This window comes from Bradyrhizobium sp. CCBAU 53421, assembly GCF_015291625.1.
In the GTDB taxonomy this organism is placed as follows: Bacteria; Pseudomonadota; Alphaproteobacteria; order Rhizobiales; family Xanthobacteraceae; genus Bradyrhizobium.
This window is the reverse complement of sequence record NZ_CP030047.1, coordinates 511,935-535,223: the sequence shown is the minus strand read 5'-3', so window position 1 is coordinate 535,223 and position 23,289 is coordinate 511,935. Positions and strand designations below refer to the sequence as shown.

The following is a 23,289-nucleotide window of genomic DNA, read 5'->3' as shown; positions in this document are numbered from 1 at the left end:
ACCTGTGTCGTGACTGACGTCGAGATTAACCCGCCTGCGGCGCGCCGGCGCAGCCGCCTCCGGCAGGCGCAGATGCTGTTGCTGTTCGTGCTGGTCGTCTATCTGATCGCGGCCTATCTGGTGCTGCCGGCGCTGTGGACGCATTACGAGCATCAGAAGGGCCTCGCCAACCTGCCGATGGTGACGCGTACCGCGCAGGGCATTCCGGGCGATCCCATGAATGTCGGGCTGATCGGCGACACCAAGGACGTGGTCTGCGCGATGCACGAGGCCGGCTGGTTTCCGGCCGATCCGGTCACGCTGAAATCCTCGATCGAGATCGTCGGCTCGGTGCTGCTCGATCGTCCCTACAAGGATGCGCCGGTGAGCAATTTGTTCTATCTCGGCCGCCGCGAGGACCTCGCCTTCGAGCGGCCGGTCGGAACCAGCGCGGATCGCCGCAACCATGTCCGGTTCTGGCGGGTGCTCGATCAGGGCCAGGAAAAGCGCCCGGTGTGGCTCGGCGCTGCGACGCTCGACCGCAGCGTCGGCGTCAGTCATTACACCGGCGCGGTGACGCATCACATCGCGCCCGACCTCGACGCCGAACGCGCGCTGCTCGCGACCGACCTGGAATCCGCCGGCATGGTCACCGCGAAATACCAGGTCACCGGCATCGGCCCGACCTTCGACGGGCATAATGGCGGCGGCGATCTCTATTACACCGACGGCGAAATCTGGGTGCTGCGGCTGGTCGAGGCCTGCGCCAAGAACCACGGCACCGTCGAGCAGATTCCGAGCCCCGCCGCGACCCAGTTCAAGGACCAGATCTGGCGTGCGGTGGTCGAGGCCATCGACAAATAAGGCTAAAGCGCGATGAGACTGGGTTGAATCGCCATCGCGCGTTAGCTCATCATTGAGCATGATCTTGTCGGAAAACCGCTTCGCACTTTTCCGGATCATGCTGCCCCGCGCTTTTGGAAACGCTGGATTGCTTCCGCCTGCTCGCAATCCGGGCCGCGATGGAATATCCTCCGCGCTTGACCCCTCACACGCATGATTTGCGCTCTTTACCCATAAGGAACAGGACGATGACCGTTCGCGCGGGCCGGGAGTTTCTGGCCATCCCCGGGCCCACCACGATGCCTGATCAGGTGCTGCAGGCGATGCATCGCCCGGCGCTCGACATCTATTCCAGCGAGATGGTCGAACTGACCGAAAGCCTGCTGCGCGATCTCTCGAACCTGTTCGCCACCAAAGGCAAGTCCTACATCTACATCTCCAACGGCCACGGCGCCTGGGAGGCGACGCTGTCCAACGTGCTGTCGCGCGGCGACAAGGTGCTGGTGCTCGAGAGCGGGCGCTTCGCGATCGGCTGGGGCCAGGCGGCGGCCGCGATGGGCGCCGATGTCGAGGTGCTGAAGGGCGACTGGCGCCGCGCGATCCGCCCGGCCGAGGTCGAGGAGCGGCTGCGCCGCGACAAGGAGCACACGATCAAGGCGATCCTCGCCGTGCAGGTCGACACCGCGTCGGGCGCCTATAACGACATCGAGGCGATCGGCAGGGCGATCAAGGCCGCCGGCCATCCCGCGCTGTTCATGGTCGACACCGTGGCCTCGCTCGGCTGCATGCCGTTCGAGATGGACAAATGGTATGTCGACGTCGCGATGAGTGGCTCGCAGAAGGGCCTGATGACGCCGCCCGGCCTCGGCTTCGTCGCCGCCAGCGACCGTGCCTGGGACGCACACAAGAAGGCCGATCTGCGCACGCCCTATTGGGACTGGACCGAGCGCGAGGGCTCCGAGCACTACCGCAAATATGCCGGCACCGCGCCGGTGCATCTCTTGTTCGCGCTGCGCGAGGCGATCAACATGCTGCATGCCGAAGGGCTGGAGAATGCCTTCGAGCGGCACCGCCTGCTCGGCGAAGCGGTGCGCCGTGCGGTCGCGGTCTGGGGCGAAGGCCAGGTGCTCGGCTTCAACATCGCAGAAGCCGCCGAGCGCTCCAACACGGTGACGACCGTGACCGTGAAGGGCGCCGATCCCGCCGCGATCCAGCGCTATGCCAAGGAGAAATGCGGCGTCGTGCTCGGCACCGGCATCGGCGATTTGCAGGGCCAGGCCTTCCGCATCGCGCATATGGGCCACGTCAACGCGCCGATGATCCTCGGCACGCTCGGCGTCGTGGAGGTCGCGCTGACCGCGCTGAACATCCCCCACGGCAAAGCCGGCGCCGACGCCGCCATCCAGTGGCTCGGCGAGAACGTGAAGGCGTAGGCTCGGCGAGAGCTGCGGTTAACACTATCAAACCCGTCATCCTGAGGAGCCGCGAAGCGGCGTCTCGAAGGATCGGCGGGCCACGCTGTGGCCGCGAGTGAACACACACGCGCTGAGACAGCCGGGCGGTCCATCCTTCGAGACGCGCGCAAAAGCGCGCTCCTCAGGATGACGGGACGACATTCACGGTGTGGCAAAAATATCCGACGAGCGCTTGCCACTTGGCCGTTGCGACGTATGCTTGGTTCAAGCGTACGCGCGCCAGGACCGTCGCGATGGGCATTTACGTCTACATGCTTCGCTGCGCCGACAATTCGTACTACGTCGGCAGTACGACAGGTGACGATCTCGCGCCACGTATCGAGCAGCACAATGCGGGCACCTTCCCCGGATACACCTATAATCGGCGGCCCGTCGTTCTGGTCTGGTCGCAACACTTCGAGCGCATCACCGACGGCATCGCGGCCGAGCGGCAGATTAAGGGCTGGAGCCGGGCGAAGAAGGAGGCACTGATCAAATCGGATTGGGCCACGATCAGCCGACTGGCGCATCGAGGCGGAGCAACCCTTTCCCCGTCATCCTGAGGAGGCCGCGCAGCGGCCGTCTCGAAGGATCGACGGCCCCCGCTGTCACCGCCGCGAGCGAACCGGAGTGCGCCGAGATATCCGGGCCGTCGATCCTTCGAGACGCGCGCAAGGGCGCGCTCCTCAGGATGACGGGAGAAATGACCGGAGACGCAACGAAGCGGCACCCCAACTATTTGACAGGCCCCGCGCACTTTTCGTCGTCATCAATTTCCGCTTTACTGCCGGCAACGGCCGGGCACTGATCCCTGCGACAGAACAAAATGGAGGGATCGCTTGGCATCGGTGGAACTGCGTGGCCTGGTCAAGCGGTTTGGATCGTTTGTCGCGGTTGATGACGTTTCGCTTAAGATCGACCACGGCCGGCTGGTCTGCCTGCTCGGACCGTCCGGCTGCGGCAAGACCACGACGCTGCGGCTGATTGCCGGATTTCTCGAGCCGTCCGACGGCGAGATCCGGGTCGGCGACCGCGTGGTGTCGTCGAAGGCGCGCACGCTGCCGCCCGAGCAGCGCAACATGTCGATGATCTTCCAGAGCTACGCGCTGTGGCCGCATATGACGGTGGCGGAGAACATCGTCTATGGGCTGCGCTTGCGCAAAATGGACCGCGACACCATCGCCAAGAAGCTTGCCGCGATCCTGGCGACGACCAAGCTGGAACCGTTGGCACAGCGCTATCCGGGCGAGCTCTCCGGCGGTCAGCAGCAGCGCGTCGCGCTCGCACGCGCGCTGATCGTCGGTCCCGAGACACTGCTGCTCGACGAGCCGCTGTCCAATCTCGACGCCAATCTGCGCGAGGAGATGCGGTTCGAGATCCGTCGCCTGCACGACGAATACCGCTACACCACCGTCTATGTCACCCACGACCAGTCCGAGGCGATGACGACGGCCGACCTGATCGCGGTGATGAATGCCGGCAAGATCGACCAGCTCGGCAGCCCTGAGGACATCTATGCGCGGCCGGAATCCGAATTCGTGGCGCGCTTCATCGGCGCCGCCAATGTGATCAAGGGCATCGCGCGCGATGCGACCCATGTCGAGTTCGCCGGCGCGACGCTCGCTGTGGTCGGCGCGAGACTCACGGCTGGCCAGAGCGCGCCGGTTGCGATCCGCCAGCATGAGATCCAGCTCTCGACGCAGGCGCCCGCGGCGGCGCAGAACACGCTCAAGGCCATCGTGACGCGGCAGGTCTATCTCGGCATGAACCGCGACTACATGGTGGAAACATCAGACGGCACCTCGCTGCGGGTGACCACGCCGACGGAGACCGCCGTCGAGAAGGGCAGCGAGGTCTGGCTGACCTTGCCGCCCGAGCGCTGCCGCGCGCTCAGCCGATAGACAAGAAGAAACGGGAGGACGCGATGCGGAAGAAGATTTCCAGACGCGATGTCCTGAAAGGCTCGGCGGTGCTTGCGGCCGGCGCGGTGTTCGCCTCACCGGCACGCGCCGCGGCGCCCGAGCCGGCCGCGATCACGCCCGACCTCGTCGCGGCCGCGACCAGGGAAGGCAAGCTGGTGTTCTATTCGTCGATGGACCTGCCGGTCGGCGAAAAACTCGGCAGGGCGTTCGAGGCCGCTTATCCCGGCATCAGCGTGCAGATCGAGCGATCCGGCTCGGAGCGGCTGTTCCAGCGCGTGGCGCAGGAATTCGATTCCAACATCCACGCCGCCGACGTCGTCAACAGCGCCGATGCCTCGCACTTCATTCCGTGGAAAAAGAGCGGCTGGCTGATGCCGTTCGTGCCCGAGGACGTCGCGAAACATTTTCCCGACGGATATCGCGATCCGGACGGCATGGCCGTGACAACGCGGCTGTGGCTGTCGTCGATCGCCTACAACACCAATCTGGTGAAGGCGGAGGATGCGCCGAAGAGCTTTAACGACCTGCTCGATCCCAAATGGATCGGCAAGATGGTGAAGGGCCATCCGGCCTATAGCGGCACCATCATGACCACCACGTTCCAGATCGTGCGCGAGCTCGGCTGGCCGTATCTGGAGAAGCTCTCCAAGCAGCGCGTGATGCAGGTGCAGTCCTCGACCGATCCGCCGAAGAAGCTCTCGCTCGGCGAGCGCGCGGTGATGGCCGACGGCAATGAATACGGCATCGTGCTGTTGAAGGAGGCCGGACAGCCGGTCGAGCCGGTCTATCCGACCGAAGGCACGCCGACGATCTCGGGTCCGACCGGCATCTTCGCCGGCGCGCCGCATCCGAACGCCGCAAAGCTGTTCCAGGCCTGGCTGCACACCCGCGCGACCCAGCAATTCTTCGTCGACTTCACCGGCCAGTATTCGCTGCATGCCCAGGTGCAGCCGAAGGCCGGCCGGCGCAAGCTCGCAGACATCAAGCTGATGAAGGAGGACCCGGCAGGGGTGGAGGCGATGACCGAAGAGATCAAGACGCGCTATGCGCGGCTGTTTCGGGTGTGAGGATGAAGGTCGCGTGCACGCTTCCTTGCCTCGCCCCGCTTGCGGGGAGAGGCCGACGCGCATCGCAAGATGCGCGGCGGGTGAGGGGGACTCTCCGCGCGCTCTGCTCGCCGAAGCAGCCCCTCACCCCAACCCTCCAAGAGCGAGCTTCGCTCGTCTCGCTCCCGCAAGAACGGGGCGAGGGAGCTGAGACAGTTCACCGCGGGTCAACATGACAACAACCACCACCTCCCCCGCCCCCCGCCCCCGCATCGACTGGACCCGCCCCGTGCTGTGGCTGTTCGCGGCCGTGCTGGTCCTCCTCATCCTGCTGCCGCTGTCGTGGCTTGCGGTGTTTGCCTTCACCGACAAGAACCGCCATCCGACGCTGCAAAACTTCGTCACGCTATTCAGCAATCCCGATTTCCTCGATCCGCTGCTGACGACCGCGATCATCGCGACCACGTCGGCGCTGATCTGCTGCATCGTCGCAGCGCCGATCAGCTGGCTGGTGTCGCGCACCGACATGCCGGGGCGGCAGACCATCCGCGCGCTGGTGACGGCCTCGTTCGTGACGCCGCCGTTCCTCGGCGCGGTCGCCTGGGAGTTGCTGGCGGCGCCGAATTCGGGGCTGTTGAACCAGCTCTACCGCTTGTTCGCGGGTGAGGATGCCGACGCGCTGTTCAACATCTATTCGATGACCGGGATCATCTTCGTGATCTCCTGCTACACGTTCCCGTTCGTGTTCGTGCTGGTCGCCAATGCACTCGACACCATGCCGGGCGAGCTGGAAGACGCCTCCGCGATCCTCGGCGGCAATGCCTGGACCACGGCGCGGCGGGTGACGATCCCGCTGGCACTGCCCGCGCTGGTCGCCGGTGCCCTGATCGCGTTCCTGCAAGCGATGACGCTGTTCGGCTCGCCCGCGATCCTGGCGCTGCCGGCCGGCTTCCACACCATGACGACCAAGATCTGGAGCCTGTTCCAGTATCCGCCGAAGCTCGAGCTCGCGGCCGCCGCCGCGGTGCCGCTGCTGGTGCTGACCATCCTGCTGCTACAGGGCCAGAAAGCCCTGCTCGGGCGACGCGGCTATTCGGTGATCGGCGGCAAATATGGCGCACCGCGCCGGGTCGAGTTGCGCGGCTGGCGCTGGGCCGCGCTCGGCTTCTGCCTTTTGGTCCTGCTCAATCCCGTCTTCCTGCCTTACCTCGCGCTGCTCAACGCCGCGTTCTCGCCCAACGCGACCACGCTGGTGACGCCGTCGACGGCGACGCTGCACAACATCGTCTTCGTGTTCACCGAGCTGTCGTCGACGCAGCTCGCGCTGAAGAACACGGTGATCCTGGGCACCGCGACCGCGACAATCGGCACCATCCTCGCGCTGGTCATCGCCTATGTGACGACGCGGAAGGTGATCGCGGGCCATCGTGTGCTCGGCTTCCTCGCCACCGCGCCGGTCGCGGTGCCCGGCATCGTGCTCGGCGTCGGCCTGTTCCTGAGCTACACGCGACCGCCCTTCGTGCTGTACGGCACGTTGTGGATCCTGCTGCTCGCGTTCCTCACCATCAATTTGCCCTCGGCCTATCAGCAATTGCAGGCGGCATTCGCGACCATCCATCCCGAGCTCGAGGAGGCGAGCCGCATCCTCGGCGCGACACGGCTGCAGGCGCTGCGCCAGATCACCGCGCCTTTGCTGCGCACCGGCGTGATCGCGACCTGGTGCTTCATCTTCATCGGCGTGATGCGGGAACTGTCGGCGGCGATCGTGCTGTTCACCTCGCAGACCAAGGTGCTCTCGGTCCTGATCTACGACCTCAACGAAGGCGGCGACCTCGCCGCGATCGCGGTGCTCGGCATCGCGATGCTGGTGATCACCTTCGCCGTGGTGCTGGCGGTGAACCAGATCCCGATGTCCGGCGGCAATGCGGGGGCGAGGCTACGGAACGGGTAGCTTCCCCTAACCACGTCGTCATTGCGAGGAGCGAAGCGACGAAGCAATCCATTCTATCCCTTCGGGGAACGATGGATTGCTTCGCTTCGCTCGCAATGACGAGGCAACCAAGCATGCCCACACCATCTGGCAATCGCCACATTCATCCCGATATAAAGCGGAACCCCGCACCATGAGGATCGTGTGACCAAATCCGCCACCACAACACCGCCCCCTGTCGCGCCGCGCCGGCCGCATTCCTTCACCACCCACGGCATCACGGTGACGGACGACTACGCTTGGATCAAGGATCCCAGGTGGCAGGAGGTGCTGCGCGATCCCTCGATCCTCGATCCTGATATCCGGAGCTATCTCGAAGCCGAGAACGGCTACACCGAGAGTCTGCTCGGCCATACCGACGCGTTGCAGAAGCGGCTGGTCAAGGAGATGCGCGGGCGGATCAAGGAGGATGATTCCAGCGTGCCGTCGCCGGACGGCCCGTTCGCCTATTTCCGCAAGTTCCGCGAGGGCGGCCAGCACGAGCTGTATTGCCGCACGCCGCGCGACGGCGGCGAGGTGCATGTCGTGCTCGACGGCGACGCGCTTGCAGAGGACCACAAATATTTCAAGTTCGGCGGCAGCCGGCATTCCAACGATCATCGCCTGCATGCCTGGAGCGCCGACACCAAGGGCTCGGAATATTTCTCGATTCGCGTGCGTGACTGGGCAACTGGCGGCGATCTCGACGACCTCGTCGAGGAGACCGACGGCGGCGTGGTCTGGGCTTTGGATTCCAAGAGCTTCTTCTACGTCAAGCTCGACGACAATCACCGCCCGATGCAGGTGTGGCGGCACAAGCTCGGCACCAGGCAGGCCGACGACACCCTGATCTATGAGGAGCAGGATTCCGGCTGGTTCACCCATCTGCACGAGAGCGCCAGCGGCCGCTTCTGCGTGATCGCCGGCGGTGACCATGAGACCTCCGAACAGCGGCTGATCGACCTCTCCAACCCCGACGCGCCGCCGCGCCTCGTCGCGGCGCGCGAGGAAGGCGTGCAATATTCGATCGCCGACCGCGGCGACGAGCTGTTCATCCTGACCAACGCCGACGACGCCATCGACTTCAAGGTCGTCACCGCGCCGCTTACCTCGCCCGAACGTGCCAATTGGCGCGACCTGATCCCTTATCGTGAAGGGGTTTATGTGCTCGACGTCGAGCTCTATGCCGGCCACATGGTGCGGCTGGAGCGCGCCAACGCGCTGCCGGCGATCATCATCCGCGACCTCAGCAGCGGCGAGGAGCACGCGATCGCGTTCGACGAGGCGGCCTATTCGCTCGACACCATGGGCGGCTACGAATTCGACACCACCAACTTACGTTTCGCCTATTCGTCGATGACGACGCCGTCGGAGGTCTATGACTACGACATGGCGACGCGGACACGAGTGCTGCGCAAACGGCAGGAGATTCCGTCGGGGCACAACCCGGCCGATTACGTCACCACGCGCATCATGGCGACCTCGCATGACGGCGCGCAGGTGCCGGTCTCGATCCTGCACCGCAAGGGTTTCGTTCGCGACGGCAAGGCGCCGCTGCTGCTCTACGGCTACGGCTCCTATGGCATGGCGATGCCGGCGTCGTTTGCAGCGAACCGGTTGTCGCTGGTCGATCGCGGCTTCGTCTATGCGATCGCGCATATTCGCGGCGGCGCCGACAAGGGCTGGGGCTGGTATCTCGACGGCAAGCGCGAGAAGAAGCCCAATACGTTTGACGATTTCGCCGCCGCAGGCCGCGCACTGATCGAGGCGAAATATACGGTTGAGAAACGCATCGTCGGCCATGGCGGCTCGGCGGGCGGCATGCTGATGGGCGCGGTTGCCAACCGCGCCGGCGAGCTGTTCGCCGGCATCGTCGCCGAGGTACCGTTCGTCGACGTGCTCAACACCATGCTCGACGACACGCTGCCGCTGACGCCGCCGGAATGGCCGGAATGGGGTAATCCGATCGAGAGCGAGAAGGATTTCCGCACCATCCTGTCCTATTCGCCCTACGACAATGTCGCGGCCAAGGACTATCCGGCGATCCTCGCGATGGGCGGGCTCACCGACCCGCGCGTCACCTATTGGGAGCCGGCGAAATGGATCGCGCGGCTGCGCGCCACGATGCGCGGCGGCGGCCCGGTGCTGCTGCGCACCAACATGGGCGCCGGCCACGGCGGCGCGTCGGGTCGGTTCAACCGGTTGGACGAAGTCGCGATCGTCTATGCGTTCGCGCTGTGGGCGGTCGGGATGGCGGAGAGGGCGGAGGTGTAGGACGCCGGTTGGCTTGCGCGGCCCCCTCCCCATCGTCCCGGCGAAAGCCGGGACCCATGCCGCGTGATCCATCGAGCTGGGAAGTCGCGGTACCACGGCACAACGCAACTGGCAGTCTTCGCCAAACTTCTCCCTGTGGTTATGGGTCCCGGCCTTCGCCGGGACGACGGCGGAGTGTGTGGCGATCGCTGATCAAGCAATGAAAGCGGAGGGCGTAGCGAAAGCTAGCGTCCCTTCACCTTCCGCCAGGCTGCAAAATCCTTCAGCGTCTGCTCGTCGGTCGCGGGATAGAGGCCGAAGATGCCGCGGCCCTTCTGGACCTGCTCGGTGACGAAATCCTCGAACGCGGTCATCTCGAAGGTCTCATTGGCGATCTCGTCGGCGAGATGCGCCGGGATCACGATGACCCCGTCGCTGTCGCCGAGGATCACGTCGCCGGGAAACACCGGCGCGTCGCCGCAACCGATCGGGACATTGATCTCGATCGCCTGATGCAGCGTCAGATTGGTCGGTGCGCTCGGGCGATGGTGAAACGCCGGGAAGCCGAGCCGCGCGATCTCGGCCGAATCGCGGAAGCCGCCGTCGGTGACGACGCCGGCGCAGCCGCGCTTCATGAGCCGCGTCACCAGGATCGCGCCGGCAGACGCGGCGCGCGCATCCTTGCGGCTGTCCATCACAAGCACGCTGCCCGGCGGACAATCCTCGATCGCCTTACGCTGCGGATGCGCGCGATCGCGGAATACCTCGATGGTGTTGAGGTCCTCGCGCGCCGGCATATAGCGCAAGGTAAAGGCCTCGCCGACCATGGTCGGCTGATCCGGGCTCAAGGGGTGGACATCCTGGATCATCTGGATGCGCAAGCCGCGCTTGAACAGCGCGGTCGCAACGGTCGCGGTGGAGACGGATTTCAGCCTGTTGCGGGTGGCGTCGCTGAGTTTGGACATGTGATTTTTCCGGTTGTCGTTCCGGGGCGATGCGTCAGCATCGAACCCGGAATCTCGAGGCTCCGGGTCCGCTTCGCGCCCCGGAACGACGTGGTGAGTTAATAGATCGGCGGCTCGCCCACCGGCTTGCCGAAACCGGTCTCGAGGAAATCGAAGTCGCAGCCCTCATTGGCCTGCTTGATGTGTTTCGAGAACATCCAGCCATAGCCGCGCTCGAAGCGCTTTTCCGGCTGCTTCCATTCCGCGCGGCGCCTGGCGAGCTCCGTCTCAGACACATCGAGATTGATGGTGCGCGCGGCAACATCGAGCGTGATGCGGTCGCCGTTCTTCACCAGCGCCAGCGGGCCGCCGATATAGGACTCCGGCGAGACGTGCAGGATGCAGGCGCCGTAGCTGGTGCCACTCATCCGCGCATCCGACAGCCGCACCATGTCGCGCACGCCCTGCTTCACCAGCTTGGTCGGGATCGGCAGCATACCCCATTCCGGCATGCCCGGCCCGCCTTGCGGCCCGGCGTTGCGAAGGATCAGCACGTGGTCTGCGGTGACGTCGAGATCGGGATCGTCGACCGCCTTCTTCATCGACGGATAGTCGTCGAACACCAGCGCCGGCCCGGTGTGCTTGAGGAATCGCGGATCGCAGGCGCTTGGCTTGATGACGCAGCCGTCGGGTGCGAGATTGCCCTTCAGCACCGCGAGCGCGCCCTCCTTGTAGATCGGGTTGTCGACGCTGCGGATGACGTCGTCATTATGGACCTCGGCGCCTGCGATGTTCTCGCCGAGCGTCTTGCCCGTGACGGTGATGGAGTCGAGATGCAGATGCGGCTTGATCCGGCTCATCAGGGCGGGCAGCCCGCCGGCATAGAAAAAATCCTCCATCAGATAGAGGTCGCCGCTCGGCCGCACATTGGCAATCACAGGCACCTTGCGGCTCGCCTTTTCAAAATCGTCGAGCGAGATGTCCTGGCCGGCGCGGCGCGCCTGCGCGATCAGGTGGATGATCGCATTGGTTGAGCAGCCCATCGCCATCGCGACCGTGATCGCATTCTCGAAGGCTCTTCGCGTCTGGATCTTCTGCGGCGTCAGATCCTCCCACACCATCTCGACGATGCGGCGGCCGGCCTCCGAGCTCATGCGGATGTGGTTGGCGTCGGCCGCGGGGATCGACGAGGCACCGGGCAGCGTCATGCCGATCGCCTCGGCGATCGCGGTCATGGTCGAAGCCGTGCCCATCGTCATGCAGGTACCATAGCTGCGGGCGATGCCGGCCTCCATGTCGACCCAGTCCTTGTCGGAGATTTTTCCCGCGCGGCGCTCGTCCCAGTATTTCCAGGCGTCCGAGCCGGAGCCGAGCGTCCTGCCCTTCCAGTTGCCGCGCAGCATCGGCCCCGCCGGCAGATAGATCGCCGGCAGATTCATGCTGGTGGCCCCGAGCAGCAGGCCGGGCGTGGTCTTGTCGCAACCGCCCATCAGCACCACGCCATCGACCGGATGGCCGCGCAGCAGCTCCTCGGCATCCATCGCCAGCATGTTGCGATAGAGCATCGTGGTCGGCTTCAGCAGCGATTCCGACAGCGACAGCGCCGGCAGCTCCAGCGGAAAGCCGCCGGCCATCAGCACGCCGCGCTTGACGTCGTCGACCCGGCTCTTGAAGTGCATGTGGCAGGGCTGCGCGTCCGACCAGGTGTTGATGATCGCGATCACCGGCCGGTCGCGCCATTCTTCCGGCGCGTAGCCCATCTGCATCGCGCGCGAACGATGGCCGAAGGCTCTGAGATCGTCGGGCGCGAACCAGCGCGCGCTGCGCAATTGATCCGGGGTCTTGTTCTTCTTGGTCATCTTGGATGCGCCATCTGTTTTGGTATCGCGGGTCTCGACATTGCTCGCACGCGCGCGCTCCCGGCGCGTATGCCCTGCGTCACGCATATACAGGATTTCCGGACGTGTCGTCCCGCGCGCGGCGCAGACGTGCCGTTCGCGGCTCGCGCCTGTTTCGCAATCGGCACTGGCCCGCGCCACAAGCCGAGCGTGCGGCGCACAAACTCCGCAATGTGGAAGCCGGAATGTGAACCAGCCTTGGCCGGCGTAGGACGGACTTGGCTTACTTCTGCTGCGCCGTCATCACGATGCGGACGAGATCGGCGGCGTTGCGCGCGCCGAGCTTCTTCATGATGTTGGCGCGGTGATCCTCGATCGTGCGCGGGCTGATCCCGAGGTGACGCCCGGCCTCCTTGTTGGAAGCGCCTGCAGTGAACTGCTCGAGCACCTCGCGCTCGCGGCGGGTGAGCGGCTCGCGGCCGGGAAAGTGCAGCGAGGCGATGCGCGACGCCGAGGTCTCGGCCTGCCGCCTGGTATAGGCGTCGATCGCCTCATTGAGGCGGCTGACGATCTCGTTGCCGCGGAACGGCTTCTCGATGAAGTCGAGCGCGCCGTTCTTGATGGCGCTGACCGCCATCTGAATGTCGCCCTGACCGGAGATCATGAAGATCGGCGCTGGGTAATCCTCGCCGTGCAGCTCCCGCAGGATGTCGAGGCCGGATTTGCCGGGAATATGCACGTCGAGCAGGATGCAGGCCGGGGTCCTGCTGCGCGCCACCGCAAGCAGCGCAGCGCCGTCCGCAAAGCAGATCACCTTGTAGCCGGCGGTCGACAGGACCACGGAAAGCGTCTCGCGAACGGCGGGATCGTCGTCGACTACAAAGATTTCCCCGCGAGGAGCGCCATTCTCAACCATATGTCTCGTCCATCAGTGGTGAAGCGTGCTGCCAGACTGCACAAGAAGTCACTCGACCATCTCGATCATGGACCCGTATTTGTACGGGACGTCCGCTTAACGCACAAGTAGCACCGCGGTCCCTAAAACTGGCGGCAGTGGAGAAACATGCATGGAAAATGCAGCGGCGGACGGCGTTGCGGTGTGCCTGGACGAGGGTAGCGATCCCTACAGCCTGATCGTGACCGACCTGGTCGCGCTGATCGGCCATGTCCAGGCGAGCCTGCGCCTGATCGAGGCGGCGATTGCGCGCGAGGCACTTCTGGCCGAGCAGGACGCCGCCGCCAACATCTTCGTGCTTGACGACGTCACCCCGCGCTACGCCGTGGCGTCCACGGCCCTGAAGGCCTGCGACGCAGGCCTCGGCATCGCGCTCGACCGGCTGCGCGACCCAGAGGCACCGGTACGTTTCCTGAATTGATCAGGCCGCCACCGCCGGGTTCGACACGTCAGCGCAGATTGTCCAGACGACGTCCAACCCTCCAGGCGACGATCAGTTCCACATTCGGATTGGCAGCAGGCATCGCCCACGCGGCCGGGTCAGCCCCTCTCCAAATCAGGCCTTCTCGTTATCAGGCCCTGGCCCGCTCTTCGTCGGAGCCCGACCGCCGCTTGGTCGGCTTGCCCTTGAGGAAGCTGATGTCCATTTCGGTGCCGTTGACGCGCACCAGTTCACAGCGGCGATAGGCGAGCCCGGTCGACGACAGCAGGAGGAAGAACTCCTTCAGGTTGAGCCCCTGAATGGAACCCTCGACGGTCAGCGCCGCATCATTGTCGGAGATGGCGTTGAGCTGGCAGTCGCGCCGCCAGGTGCCGTCGATGGCCATGATGCAGACATCGACGCCCCGGCTGAACGTGACACGCTCAATGGATTTGCCGTCCTCCGTCATCGCTCAATATCCGACCGCCATGGCAGGCCTTGGCATCGCAAGCGCGGCCCGCAGCCCGCTCGGCCGGTACAGGCCGCGCCGCTCGGGAATCGGTTTGAACGTGTCGGTCAGACCGACCACGGTTTCCGCGGCGCCGAGCACCAGGAAGCCATCGGCCTCCATCAGCCGGGCGAGCCGGTTGAAGATGTTGATCTTGGTGTCCTGATCGAAATAGATCAGCACGTTGCGGCAGAACACCACATCGAAGGTGCCGAGCTGGGAGAAATCGTGTAGCAGATTGAGCTGACGGTGCTGCACCATCGCGCGCAACTCCGGATTGATCTGCCAGAGTTCGCCCGACTGCTTGAAATACTTGACCAGCATCTGGATCGGCAGCCCGCGCTGCACCTCGAACTGGCTGTAGATGCCGGCCTTCGACTTCTCCAGCACCTCCTGCGACAGATCGGTCGCCGTGATCTCGACCCGCCATCCCGCAAGCGCCGCGCCCATCTCCTTGAGGCACATCGCCAGCGAATAGGGCTCCTGGCCGGTCGAGCCGGCGGCGCACCAGATCCGGACGCTGCGGCGCGCGGCACGCGCCTTCAGGACCTCGGGCATGATGGTGTCGCGGAAATGGTCGAACGGCACCTTGTCGCGGAAGAAGAAGGTCTCGTTGGTGGTCATGGCCTCGACCACCTGGACGGTGTGCGTCGATGAGCCGGCCTTGATCTTGGCGACCAGGTCGGGAATGCCGGACAGGCCGCATTTGCGTGCTAGCGGCAGCAGGCGGCTCTCGATCAGATATTGCTTGTCCGCGGACAGGTCGAGACCGGAATGGTCCTTCAGGAGCTTACGCAGATACTCGTAGTCGGGGGGCGTCACGGGAGCCTCGCAAAGGCAATGGGTGAAACTGGGTGTCAGGCTTCGGCCGGCGTATCGAGCGCCAGTAGACCCACTTCCTGGAATTTCGCGATCACGATGTCCTTGTCGAACGGCTTCATGATGTATTCGTTGGCGCCGGCATGCAGCGCCCGCGAGATGTGGTCGATGCCGTTCTCGGTGGTGCAGAACACGACCTTGGGCTGGTCGCCACCGGGCATGCGACGGAGTTGCACGAGGAATTCGAAGCCGTCCATGACGGGCATGTTCCAGTCGAGCAGCACCGCGTCCGGCATCGTCCGCTTGCAGGCTTCGAGCGCGACCGCGCCGTCCTCGGCTTCGATGACGGTGAATTCCATTCCTTCGAGGATGCGGCGTGCGATCTTGCGCACCACACCGGAATCGTCGACGACAAGACATGTCTTCATAGCTTGGCCTCCTTGTGGAATCCGCCGTCTCCGCGGCGGAGCGTTACGCTGCAGCAAGTGTGTTGGAAGCTATCTTGGGCACCAGTTCGAGCACGCGATCGACGTCGAGGACGACCATGAGCTGGCCGTCGAGGCGGTGGACGCCGCCGGCGAGCTTGGCCATGCGGGGATCGAGGTTGACCGGGTTGTCCTCGCGGCTGTCGTCCGGCAGCCGCAGCACCTCGCCGATCTGGTCGATCAAAAGGCCATAGGATTCGCCGCGCTGGTCGACGCCGACCGCCATCGGCAGCTGGCCGTCGTCGGCCTTCGGCAGGCCGAGCCGGGCGCGCATGTCGACCACGGTGACGATGCGGCCGCGCAGGTTGAGCACGCCGGCGATCTCGCTGGAGGCCAGCGGCACCCGCGTCAGCCGCTCCGGCATGAACACGTCCTGCACCCGCGAGATCGGCAGCCCGAACAGCTGCCCGCCGATCACCGCGGTGACGTATTCGGCCATCGCGCCCTCACTGGTCTCGGTCTTGCTGGTCATCGATGTTGTTTCCCTCGGTCCCGTCAGGCCGCTTTCCGGATCTCGGCGGTCTGCTCTTTCAGCGCCGCGATCAGCCCGGGACGATCGAACTTGGCGACATAGTCGTGGAAGCCGGCCTGCCGGCCGCGCTCGATCGCCGCCGGCGACACCATCGCCGACAGCGCGATGATCGGCAGCTGGTTGAGATTGTGGTCACTTCGGATGTTCTCGGCGAACTCAAAGCCGTTCATCTCGGGCATCTCGATGTCGGTCAGCACGACGTCGAAGGCCTGCCCGGAGCGCAGCGCGGCGAGCCCTTCCTGGGCGCCTCCCGCGGTCCGCACCTTGTAGCCGGCGGCCTTGAGCACCGGCGCCAGCATGTTGCGGAAGAACGCGGAGTCGTCGACCAAGAGCACCGACTGCGCCGAGGCCGACGGCCGCATCTCCTTGCGCGAGAACCAGTCGGCGAACGCCATCGGGAGGAAGTGGCCGACGTCGATCACCTCGGTGGCCTGGCCCTTGATCACGGCCGAACCGAGGATGCCGTCCTGCGAGCCCGCCACCTCGATGTTGAGCCGCTCCTCGACGATGTCGATGATCTCGTCGACCACGAGCCCCATCGAGCGGCCGTCGTCGGCGAACACCAGGATCGGCTGCGATCCCTGGCTCTGCATCTCGACCCCTGCCATCTGCACCAGCGGCATCAGCTGCTCGCGGTACTGCACCATGTAGCGGCCGTTCGAGAGCTCGATCTTGTCGGTTGCGATCTCTTCCAGCCGGGTGACGAGGCCGAGCGGCACCGCCTTGGGCTGGCTCGAACCTGCGCGGAACACCAAGAGCGAGGTCAGCTGCTCGCCGCTATTGGCGTGGGCGCTCGCGCTGTCGTCGGCCATGTCATGGGCCGAGGAGCCGGACGCGCCCAAGGCTTTTGCAATGCCGTTGGGATCGATGATCATGATCACGGCGCCATCACCCAGAATGGTGTTGCCGGAGAACATGTCGATGTGCCGTAGTTTGGTGGACATCGGCTTGACCACGATCTCCTCGGTGTGGAACACGCCGTCGACCACGATGCCGAAGGTCTGGCTGCCGACTTGCGTGACCACGATGAAGCCGTTCTCGGCGTCTGACGTGGTGGCGCCGTCGTCGATCTTGAGCAGCTTCTTGAGATGGATCAGCGGCAAGAGCTTGTTGCGCAGCCGCAGCACTGCCGTGTCCTTGATCCGCTCGATGCGGTGCTCGGAGTTGGCACGGGCCCGCACCAGCTCGACGACAGACAGTTGGGGAATCGCAAAACGGTCGCCGCCGGCCTCCACGATCAGGGCGGAGACGATGGCCAGGGTCAGCGGGATCTTGATGGTGACGGAGGCGCCCTCGCCGGCCACGCTCTTGATGTCGATGGTGCCGCCGATCTGGTCGATATTGGTGCGCACCACGTCCATGCCGACGCCGCGGCCGGACACCGAGGTCACTTGCGCGGCGGTCGAGAAGCCCGGCGCGAAGATGAACTTGTGGATCTGGGCCTCGGTCATCTTCTCCAGCTCAGCCTCGGTGACGAGGCCGTTCTGGAGCGCCTTGGCCTTGATCCGCTCGGTGTTGAGCCCGCGGCCGTTGTCGGCGATGCAGATGATGATGTGGCCACCTTCGTGATAGGCGGAGAGGCGAATGGTGCCCTGCTCCGGCTTGCCGGCGGCGACGCGCTCGGCGGTGGTCTCGAGGCCATGATCGGCGGAGTTGCGCACCATGTGCGTCAACGGGTCCTTGATCAGGTCGAGCACCTGGCGGTCGAGCTCGGTGTCGGCGCCGTGCATCTCCAGCTCGATCTGCTTGCCGAGTTCGCCACTGAGATCGCGGACGATGCGCGGCAGCTTCTGCCAGGCATTGCCGATCGGCTGCATGCGCGTCTTCATGACGCCTTCCTGCAGCTCGGCGGTGACGTTGGAGAGCCGCTGCAGCGGCACCTTGAACTCGGTGTCCTCGTTGCGCCGTGAGATCTCCAAGAGCTGGTTGCGGGTCAAGACCAGCTCGGAGACCATGGTCATGAGGTGTTCGAGGGTGTCGACATTGACCCGGATCGACTGGTTGGCGATCTTGTCGCCTTCCTGGACGTCTTCGGCTATGGCCTTGCGGGCCGGCTTCCTGGCAGCTTCAGTCGGCTCGGCGGCGGGCGCAGCAGCAGGCTTCGCGACCGGCGCAGGCGCGGCGACTTCGGTCTCGGTCTCGCGGAAGGCGCGCTCGAGTTCGTCGAGCGAGACCTCGCCCGGGCGCAGCGGACGCTCCAGCGTCTGCACCACCAGCGTGCCCTCTGTCATCGCCGCCTGCACGGACGGCGCTTCAACCACAGGCACATCGTCTTCGGCAGTCGGCATCGACTGCGTCGAGCCTGACAATGCGGCCATGCCGTGCTCGACCATCGCTTCCAGCTGATCGATCAGGTCGCGGTCGTTGCCTTCGGGCTCGGCCTCGGTCGCCTCGAGCCCGCCCAGGATCTCCTTGATGCGGTCGATCGAGGACAGGATCAGCGTCACGGCTTCCGCCTTCACCGGCATGCCGTCGCGGAACTTGCCCATCAAGGTCTCGCCGGCATGCGCCAGCGCTTCCAGCCGCGGCAACCCGAGGAAGCCGCAGGTCCCCTTGATCGTGTGCACAAGGCGGAAAATGTTGTCCAGGATCTTCGCGTTGTTCGGATCCTGCTCGAACTGCACCAGCTGGTTGTCGACCGTATCCAGGCTCTCGCTGCTCTCCGTCAGGAACTCGCGCAACAGATCGTCCATGGATAGGTCCCCTCAAGGTGCTACGGAACGCTCGCCTCACATCGATAAACCCACCGCCTTCACGGCGACGTTAATTTTGCCGTCCGTGCAAATACGGAAGATGAGCCACACGAAGTCAGGCGATGCATCACGACGTCCCGGCCAGACAGGCCATACCACCCGGACGGGAAAGAGGCCGTTCCACCGGTCGTCGCATTTTGAATCAAATGGGATCAGGATCCCGTTAAGCCGAGCGAAACATTCGCGCCATGGCGTCGGCCCGCATCAAAGCCCGATCGCCCTTTGGTTGAAGCTTGTCGGATGGTCAAGCGAACCCAAAAGCAAAGGCGGCGGAGTTTCCTCCGCCGCCTCGCTGGTCGTTGTCTGTCGCGGCTACGCTTAGCGGAGCAACTGCAGAACGCTCTGCTGCGATTGGTTGGCCAGAGCCAGCGCGGACACCGCGATCGACTGGCGGGTCGACAGCGCCTGGCTGTTCGCCGCTTCCTCGTTGGTGTCGGCCAGCGTCAGGTTGGACGAGCCGGTCTGCAGCACGTTGATCAGGTTCTTCGAGAAGTCCTGGCGGATCTGCACGATCGACAGGTTCGAACCGAGGGTCGAAGCCTGGGTGCGCAGCAGGCCGCTGGCGTTGTTGAGCGTCTTCAGCGTGGCGTTGGCCGAGGCGTTGTCGATGAAGTCCGTGCCGGCAACCAGCTTGGTGAGGTTGAGGCCGGAAGCATCGAAGGTGACGCCCTGGATCTTCAGCGTCGAGGAGCCCGTCTCGTTGAAGGTCAGCTTGAGCTGATCGCCATTGAGCAGGTTGATGCCGTTGTACGACGCATCCTGGGCGGTCGTGGTGATCTGGTCCAGGATGTTGTTGTACTGATTGACCAGGTTGGCGCGGTTCGACAGGCCATTCGGATCCTGCACCGGAGCGCTGCCCGCGAGGCCGTTGAACAGCTTGCCGGAGGCGGCGGCGGTGCCACCGATCGTGCCGATGGTCGCCGACGCAGCATCGTTGGTGGTGCTGATGGTGAGCGCACCGCCCGCGCTGAGCGAGGCCTGCAGGTTGTTGGCCGACAGTGCGGCGTTCAGGTCGTTGAGGGACTTCACCTTGCCGACGCCGCTACCAAACGTGATGTTGGTGGCCGTGCCGTTGCCGGTCGCGCCGATCGTCAGCGTCAAGCCATCCAGCGGCGACGGCGTCGCCACGGTACGTGCCTTGGTCGTGGCCGTGAGGCCGAACGCGGCCAGACCCGAGCCGGAGATGTTGAGATCCTGGTTGATGCCGGTGCTGATCTGGAGCGCGCCAGCCGACACCGTGGAGGCGGTGGTCGCGCCGGTGATGCCGTCGATCGCCGTGAGCAGGTCGCCGACCGTCAGGTTGCTGCCCGCGCCGGTGCCGAGGGTCACGTTGCCGGACGCATCGGTCGTCGAGGTGGTCTGCGAGGTCGAGAACGTGATCGACTTGCCGTTGACGCTGATCGTGCCGGTCGGGGTCGCCGCCAGGGTATCGGAGTTGGCCGCGGTGACGAGCTTGGTGGCGGCCGTGATCGGCACGGGCGTCGAGAGATTGTTGTTGACGACCGTACCGGCGAGGGTGGCGTTGCTGTAGGTGGCGGTACCGCGGATATCATCGGTGGTGGCGCCGGTGATCACGGCGGTCGTCACTTGAGACTTCTGGGAATAGCCGACTGCCGCCTGCAGCGCCTGGTTGGCGACCGACTTGGCGCTGTCGACGAGCTTCTGCAGCGAGGTGATGCCGGTGTTGGCGGCCTGCAGCACCTGCACGCCGTTGCCGATTCCGTCCAGCAGGTTGTTGATGTCGCTGGCGCGGTTGTCGAGCGACTGCGCGGTGAAGAAGTTGGTCGGATTGTCGAGCGCAGTGTTGACCTTCTTGCCGGTGGACAAGCGGTTCTGCGTGGTGGCGAGCAGGTCGGCCGTCGACTGCAGCGAAAGCAGATTTTGACGGACCGATGCCGAGAGGACGATGCCGGACATACTGATACCCTTCTGGATGAACACGATTGACGCGACGCCGTAAATTTCGCACGGCGACCGCTGCCACACTGGTCCGTCCGCGCTACCCGTTCGTTAAAGGGCTGCTCCGTACAAATACCCAGAACAGCCTTGCCGGTAATTCTACGGCCGCCGCCGCAAATGCTCGTTTGTAGGGCGCGCGTGCACTGCCGGACCAATCTCGTGTCAGCGAATTTGTCCTCGCATTTGCGGGACTTGCCGCATGCTGGCGCCGTCGGCCGGAGGGCTTGGAGCTCCGTAACTGCAATCGCGACGGCACACGCTTGGGTAGGCAACAGAGTTAATCGAAATCAATAAATGCGAGACGATGCCGCAACCTTATCGTCCGGGATGTGCGGCATTCGAATCGTCTCGAACGCCGCGCAGGCCGATGCGATGCGATCGTCTGCCCCCTAGAGGGTATAAGGTTCGCACTACAACCCTTGTGCTATTGGACAGGCAAGCTATGTTCGCTGACCACACGCCAAGAGTAGGTGATGCGAGACTGTAGTGCTCCCGCCCTCGGCAGGAGCTCCAATGTCCGCGGTATCGCGCCCGCCCAATCGCCTGTTGCAAGCCCTTCCCCCCACGGAATACGCGCAACTTCATCCCCTTCTGGAAACCGTCGACCTGACCAAGGAAACGGTGCTCGCCGATGCCGGCGCGCCGGTGCAGCGGGTTTATTTCCCGCACGGCGGCGTGGTCTCGATGATGATCAATCTGTCCGACGGGCAATCCGTCGAGATTGCAACCATCGGTCGTGACGGTGTCGTCGGCGCATCCGCCGCGCTGCATGAGCGGCCGCTGCTCGCCGACGCGATTGTCGTGGTGCCGGGCACGGCATCGATGGTGCGGGCGGAGGATTTCCGCGAGGCAGCCAATCGCAGCGCCGAGTTCCGGACCCTGGTTGCGCTCTACGAGCAGGCGCTGATGGCGCAGACGCAACAATCCGTCGCCTGCAACGTGTCGCATCCGGTGGAGGCACGGCTGTCGCGCTGGCTGCTGCGCGCACGCGACCTGTGCGGCAGCGAAGCCTTGCCGCTGACCCAGGAGATGCTGGCACAGATGATCGGTGTGCGGCGCAATGCGGTTTCGATCGTCGCCCACGGGTTTCAGCAGGCCGGCATCCTGCGCTACAGCCGCGGCCATATCGAAATCACCGATATCGACGGTCTGCGGAAGGCGGCGTGTGAATGTTATGCGACCGTCAAGGCGCACACCGAACAATTGATCGGGCCGGAAGACTGATCGGCCGCAGCGATCCGGATGCTCAACACGCGACGATGCCGGTGCGCGCTTTCGGCATCTTCTCAATGGAACCGAGATATGTTTCCATTGGAACCAAGACGTGCCAGAATAAGTTGCAAGAGCGTTCACTTGCACGCGTTAGCCCTCATGGCCAGAGACAAGCTTTGCCGACAGGCAGGAGGTTGCTTTGGATACGGTTCCGCGATCGCCTAACGGGTTTCTGGCTTCGCTCTCGCAGAGCGATTTTGAGCTGATCCGGCCTCATCTGCGGACGGTCGACCTCGCCGCCGAGTCGGTCCTGATCGAGACCGACGAGATGCTCAAGCGGACCTATATGCCGCACAAGGGCGTGATCTCGCTGGTGGTCAAGCTGGCACGAGGCGAGCGCGTCCAGGTTGCGATGGTCGGTCGCGACAGCATCTATGGTGCGTTCGCGGGGCTTGGTGAAGCCCCCACGCTGAACAGCGCCGTGGTGCTGGTCCCGGGCGTCGCCTCGATGATCGAGGTCGAAGCCTTGCGGACGGCCGCCGGCCAGAGTCCGGCTCTGCGGGCGAAGCTGATTCGGCACGGTCTCGCCGTTTATGCCCAGATCCAGCAGACGGCTGGCTGCAATGCCGTGCATACGGTGGAGTCGCGGCTGGCAAGATGCCTGCTGCAGACGCGCGATCTCTCCGGCAGCAACAAGGTCGCCCTGACCCAGGAGGCGATGGCGCAGATGATCGGTGCGCGTCGCAACAGCGTGTCGCTGGTCGCGCATACTTTGCAGCAGGCGAATTTCATCCACTACAGCCGCGGCCACATCGAGATTACCAACGCGGACGGACTGATCAGGACAGCGTGCGAATGCTACGCCACAGTCAAGGTGCAGTACGCGAGGCTGCTGAGTTGCCAGGAAACCGGCTCCTAGAGCATGATCCGGAAAAGTGTGAAGCGGTTTTCCCTGCGACAAACGCGAAGCGTTTGCGCGGAGGTCATGCTCAAACAAGGAGCTAAAGCGCGATGACGATCCAACCCAATTTCATCGCGCTTTAGACCGCTCGCCGCCGCGCAAGCCGTACTTCTACGGCGTGCGATTTTCACCGTCGGATAACGCTGCGTCAGCAAAGTTGCGTGGACGCACGGGGGAGCCGATGTTCACGTACGAGACGACCGACCGGAAGGAAGCCCGGCGCTTCCGCATGGCCCAGTTCAACGGCCGGCCCGCCACCGTCAGGTCCGCCGGCGCGACCGTCACGGGACGTGTGCGCGCGATCGTCGAAAGCAAGTCCGGCGCGATGGCGGCATGGGTGGTCACGATCGTTCCGGACGAACCGAAGCCCGCCGCCTCCGCCATGCGACTCGCGCCGCGCCTGTGCTTCGCCGCGGAAGACGATTTCTGAGGACCG

Annotated in this window: 20 protein-coding genes; 11 read left to right on the top strand and 9 right to left on the bottom strand. The window is 64.7% G+C overall.

The annotated features are described in order from the left end of the window. Positions 1-72 precede the first annotated feature (72 nt). From XH92_RS02540 to XH92_RS02510, 7 genes are all read left to right on the top strand, one after another. Positions 73-843 carry an LssY C-terminal domain-containing protein gene (locus tag XH92_RS02540; RefSeq protein WP_246788647.1) on the top strand — a complete coding sequence of 257 codons (771 nt, stop codon included), beginning with the start codon at positions 73-75 and terminating at the stop codon, positions 841-843. Positions 844-1,070: 227 nt separating this feature from the next. Continuing rightward, on the top strand, positions 1,071-2,255 hold the full coding sequence (locus XH92_RS02535) for an alanine--glyoxylate aminotransferase family protein (protein ID WP_194457824.1): 1,185 nt from the start codon (positions 1,071-1,073) through the stop codon (positions 2,253-2,255). Positions 2,256-2,530: 275 nt separating this feature from the next. Next, a complete protein-coding gene (locus tag XH92_RS02530; protein ID WP_194457823.1) occupies positions 2,531-2,839 on the top strand; it encodes a GIY-YIG nuclease family protein in 309 nt (102 codons plus the stop codon). A 285-nt stretch (positions 2,840-3,124) separates the two neighbouring features. Further along, positions 3,125-4,177 carry an ABC transporter ATP-binding protein gene (locus XH92_RS02525; RefSeq protein ID WP_246788646.1) on the top strand — a complete coding sequence of 351 codons (1,053 nt, stop codon included), beginning with the start codon at positions 3,125-3,127 and terminating at the stop codon, positions 4,175-4,177. Between the two features lie 23 nt (positions 4,178-4,200). After that, a complete protein-coding gene (locus XH92_RS02520) occupies positions 4,201-5,265 on the top strand; it encodes a substrate-binding domain-containing protein (protein ID WP_194457821.1) in 1,065 nt (354 codons plus the stop codon). A 211-nt stretch (positions 5,266-5,476) separates the two neighbouring features. Next, positions 5,477-7,195, top strand: coding sequence for an iron ABC transporter permease (locus tag XH92_RS02515; RefSeq protein ID WP_194457820.1), 1,719 nt, complete (start codon positions 5,477-5,479; stop codon positions 7,193-7,195). Positions 7,196-7,378: 183 nt separating this feature from the next. Further along, entirely contained in the window at positions 7,379-9,487 is a 2,109-nt protein-coding gene (locus XH92_RS02510; RefSeq protein ID WP_194457819.1) for a S9 family peptidase, read from the top strand. A 224-nt stretch (positions 9,488-9,711) separates the two neighbouring features. Here the strand turns inward: XH92_RS02510 and XH92_RS02505 are convergent, their stop codons facing one another. The 3 genes from XH92_RS02505 to XH92_RS02495 all read right to left on the bottom strand — a co-directional run bounded on the left by XH92_RS02505 (position 9,712) and on the right by XH92_RS02495 (position 13,164). Beyond that, the gene (locus XH92_RS02505) at positions 9,712-10,431 is read right to left on the bottom strand and encodes a ribonuclease activity regulator RraA (RefSeq protein ID WP_194457818.1); all 720 of its coding nucleotides are present in this window, start codon (positions 10,429-10,431) and stop codon (positions 9,712-9,714) included. A gap of 98 nt (positions 10,432-10,529) precedes the next feature. Further along, complete coding sequence (gene araD, locus XH92_RS02500) at positions 10,530-12,269, bottom strand: L-arabinonate dehydratase (RefSeq protein ID WP_194461073.1); 1,740 nt, start codon at positions 12,267-12,269, stop codon at positions 10,530-10,532. 262 nt (positions 12,270-12,531) lie between these two features. Further along, positions 12,532-13,164 (bottom strand): response regulator transcription factor, encoded by a 633-nt coding sequence (locus XH92_RS02495; protein WP_050632109.1) that lies wholly within the window; start codon positions 13,162-13,164, stop codon positions 12,532-12,534. A gap of 151 nt (positions 13,165-13,315) precedes the next feature. Between XH92_RS02495 and XH92_RS02490 the strand changes: the two genes are divergently transcribed. Beyond that, a complete protein-coding gene (locus XH92_RS02490; protein ID WP_194457817.1) occupies positions 13,316-13,624 on the top strand; it encodes a hypothetical protein in 309 nt (102 codons plus the stop codon). A 151-nt stretch (positions 13,625-13,775) separates the two neighbouring features. Here XH92_RS02490 and XH92_RS02485 read toward each other — a convergent pair whose 3' ends face one another. From XH92_RS02485 to XH92_RS02460, 6 genes are all read right to left on the bottom strand, one after another. Further along, the gene (locus XH92_RS02485; RefSeq protein ID WP_146989739.1) at positions 13,776-14,093 is read right to left on the bottom strand and encodes a PilZ domain-containing protein; all 318 of its coding nucleotides are present in this window, start codon (positions 14,091-14,093) and stop codon (positions 13,776-13,778) included. 3 nt (positions 14,094-14,096) lie between these two features. Continuing rightward, positions 14,097-14,954 (bottom strand): protein-glutamate O-methyltransferase CheR, encoded by an 858-nt coding sequence (locus XH92_RS02480; RefSeq protein WP_194457816.1) that lies wholly within the window; start codon positions 14,952-14,954, stop codon positions 14,097-14,099. A 35-nt stretch (positions 14,955-14,989) separates the two neighbouring features. Continuing rightward, entirely contained in the window at positions 14,990-15,379 is a 390-nt protein-coding gene (locus XH92_RS02475; RefSeq protein ID WP_194457815.1) for a PleD family two-component system response regulator, read from the bottom strand. Between the two features lie 43 nt (positions 15,380-15,422). Beyond that, entirely contained in the window at positions 15,423-15,908 is a 486-nt protein-coding gene (locus XH92_RS02470; protein WP_194457814.1) for a chemotaxis protein CheW, read from the bottom strand. A 23-nt stretch (positions 15,909-15,931) separates the two neighbouring features. After that, positions 15,932-18,661 carry a hybrid sensor histidine kinase/response regulator gene (locus XH92_RS02465; protein WP_194457813.1) on the bottom strand — a complete coding sequence of 910 codons (2,730 nt, stop codon included), beginning with the start codon at positions 18,659-18,661 and terminating at the stop codon, positions 15,932-15,934. Positions 18,662-19,039: 378 nt separating this feature from the next. Next, positions 19,040-20,638 (bottom strand): flagellin, encoded by a 1,599-nt coding sequence (locus XH92_RS02460; RefSeq protein ID WP_194457812.1) that lies wholly within the window; start codon positions 20,636-20,638, stop codon positions 19,040-19,042. A 555-nt stretch (positions 20,639-21,193) separates the two neighbouring features. On the opposite strand from XH92_RS02460, the gene XH92_RS02455 reads away from it, so the two are divergent. The 3 genes from XH92_RS02455 to XH92_RS02445 all read left to right on the top strand — a co-directional run bounded on the left by XH92_RS02455 (position 21,194) and on the right by XH92_RS02445 (position 23,283). Then, positions 21,194-21,904: a Crp/Fnr family transcriptional regulator gene (locus XH92_RS02455; RefSeq protein ID WP_246788184.1), complete on the top strand. Its 711-nt coding sequence runs from the start codon at positions 21,194-21,196 to the stop codon at positions 21,902-21,904. A 187-nt stretch (positions 21,905-22,091) separates the two neighbouring features. Then, positions 22,092-22,811, top strand: coding sequence for a Crp/Fnr family transcriptional regulator (locus XH92_RS02450; RefSeq protein WP_194457811.1), 720 nt, complete (start codon positions 22,092-22,094; stop codon positions 22,809-22,811). A gap of 223 nt (positions 22,812-23,034) precedes the next feature. Next, complete coding sequence (locus XH92_RS02445; RefSeq protein WP_194457810.1) at positions 23,035-23,283, top strand: hypothetical protein; 249 nt, start codon at positions 23,035-23,037, stop codon at positions 23,281-23,283. Positions 23,284-23,289 lie beyond the last annotated feature (6 nt).

Bases quoted from the DNA above. Each gene is read 5' to 3' on its own strand.
- XH92_RS02465 (WP_194457813.1), bottom strand. From the start codon at position 18,661: ATGGACGATCTGTTGCGCGAGTTCCTGACGGAGAGCAGCGAGAGCCTG.
- XH92_RS02460 (WP_194457812.1), bottom strand. From the start codon at position 20,638: ATGTCCGGCATCGTCCTCTCGGCATCGGTCCGTCAAAATCTGCTTTCG.
- XH92_RS02505 (WP_194457818.1), bottom strand. From the start codon at position 10,431: ATGTCCAAACTCAGCGACGCCACCCGCAACAGGCTGAAATCCGTCTCC.
- XH92_RS02535 (WP_194457824.1), top strand. From the start codon at position 1,071: ATGACCGTTCGCGCGGGCCGGGAGTTTCTGGCCATCCCCGGGCCCACC.
- XH92_RS02520 (WP_194457821.1), top strand. From the start codon at position 4,201: ATGCGGAAGAAGATTTCCAGACGCGATGTCCTGAAAGGCTCGGCGGTG.
- XH92_RS02490 (WP_194457817.1), top strand. From the start codon at position 13,316: ATGGAAAATGCAGCGGCGGACGGCGTTGCGGTGTGCCTGGACGAGGGT.
- XH92_RS02485 (WP_146989739.1), bottom strand. From the start codon at position 14,093: ATGACGGAGGACGGCAAATCCATTGAGCGTGTCACGTTCAGCCGGGGC.
- XH92_RS02445 (WP_194457810.1), top strand. From the start codon at position 23,035: ATGTTCACGTACGAGACGACCGACCGGAAGGAAGCCCGGCGCTTCCGC.
- XH92_RS02540 (WP_246788647.1), top strand. From the start codon at position 73: ATGCTGTTGCTGTTCGTGCTGGTCGTCTATCTGATCGCGGCCTATCTG.
- XH92_RS02495 (WP_050632109.1), bottom strand. From the start codon at position 13,164: ATGGTTGAGAATGGCGCTCCTCGCGGGGAAATCTTTGTAGTCGACGAC.
- XH92_RS02530 (WP_194457823.1), top strand. From the start codon at position 2,531: ATGGGCATTTACGTCTACATGCTTCGCTGCGCCGACAATTCGTACTAC.
- XH92_RS02475 (WP_194457815.1), bottom strand. From the start codon at position 15,379: ATGAAGACATGTCTTGTCGTCGACGATTCCGGTGTGGTGCGCAAGATC.
- XH92_RS02515 (WP_194457820.1), top strand. From the start codon at position 5,477: ATGACAACAACCACCACCTCCCCCGCCCCCCGCCCCCGCATCGACTGG.
- XH92_RS02470 (WP_194457814.1), bottom strand. From the start codon at position 15,908: ATGACCAGCAAGACCGAGACCAGTGAGGGCGCGATGGCCGAATACGTC.
- XH92_RS02455 (WP_246788184.1), top strand. From the start codon at position 21,194: ATGTCCGCGGTATCGCGCCCGCCCAATCGCCTGTTGCAAGCCCTTCCC.
- araD (WP_194461073.1), bottom strand. From the start codon at position 12,269: ATGACCAAGAAGAACAAGACCCCGGATCAATTGCGCAGCGCGCGCTGG.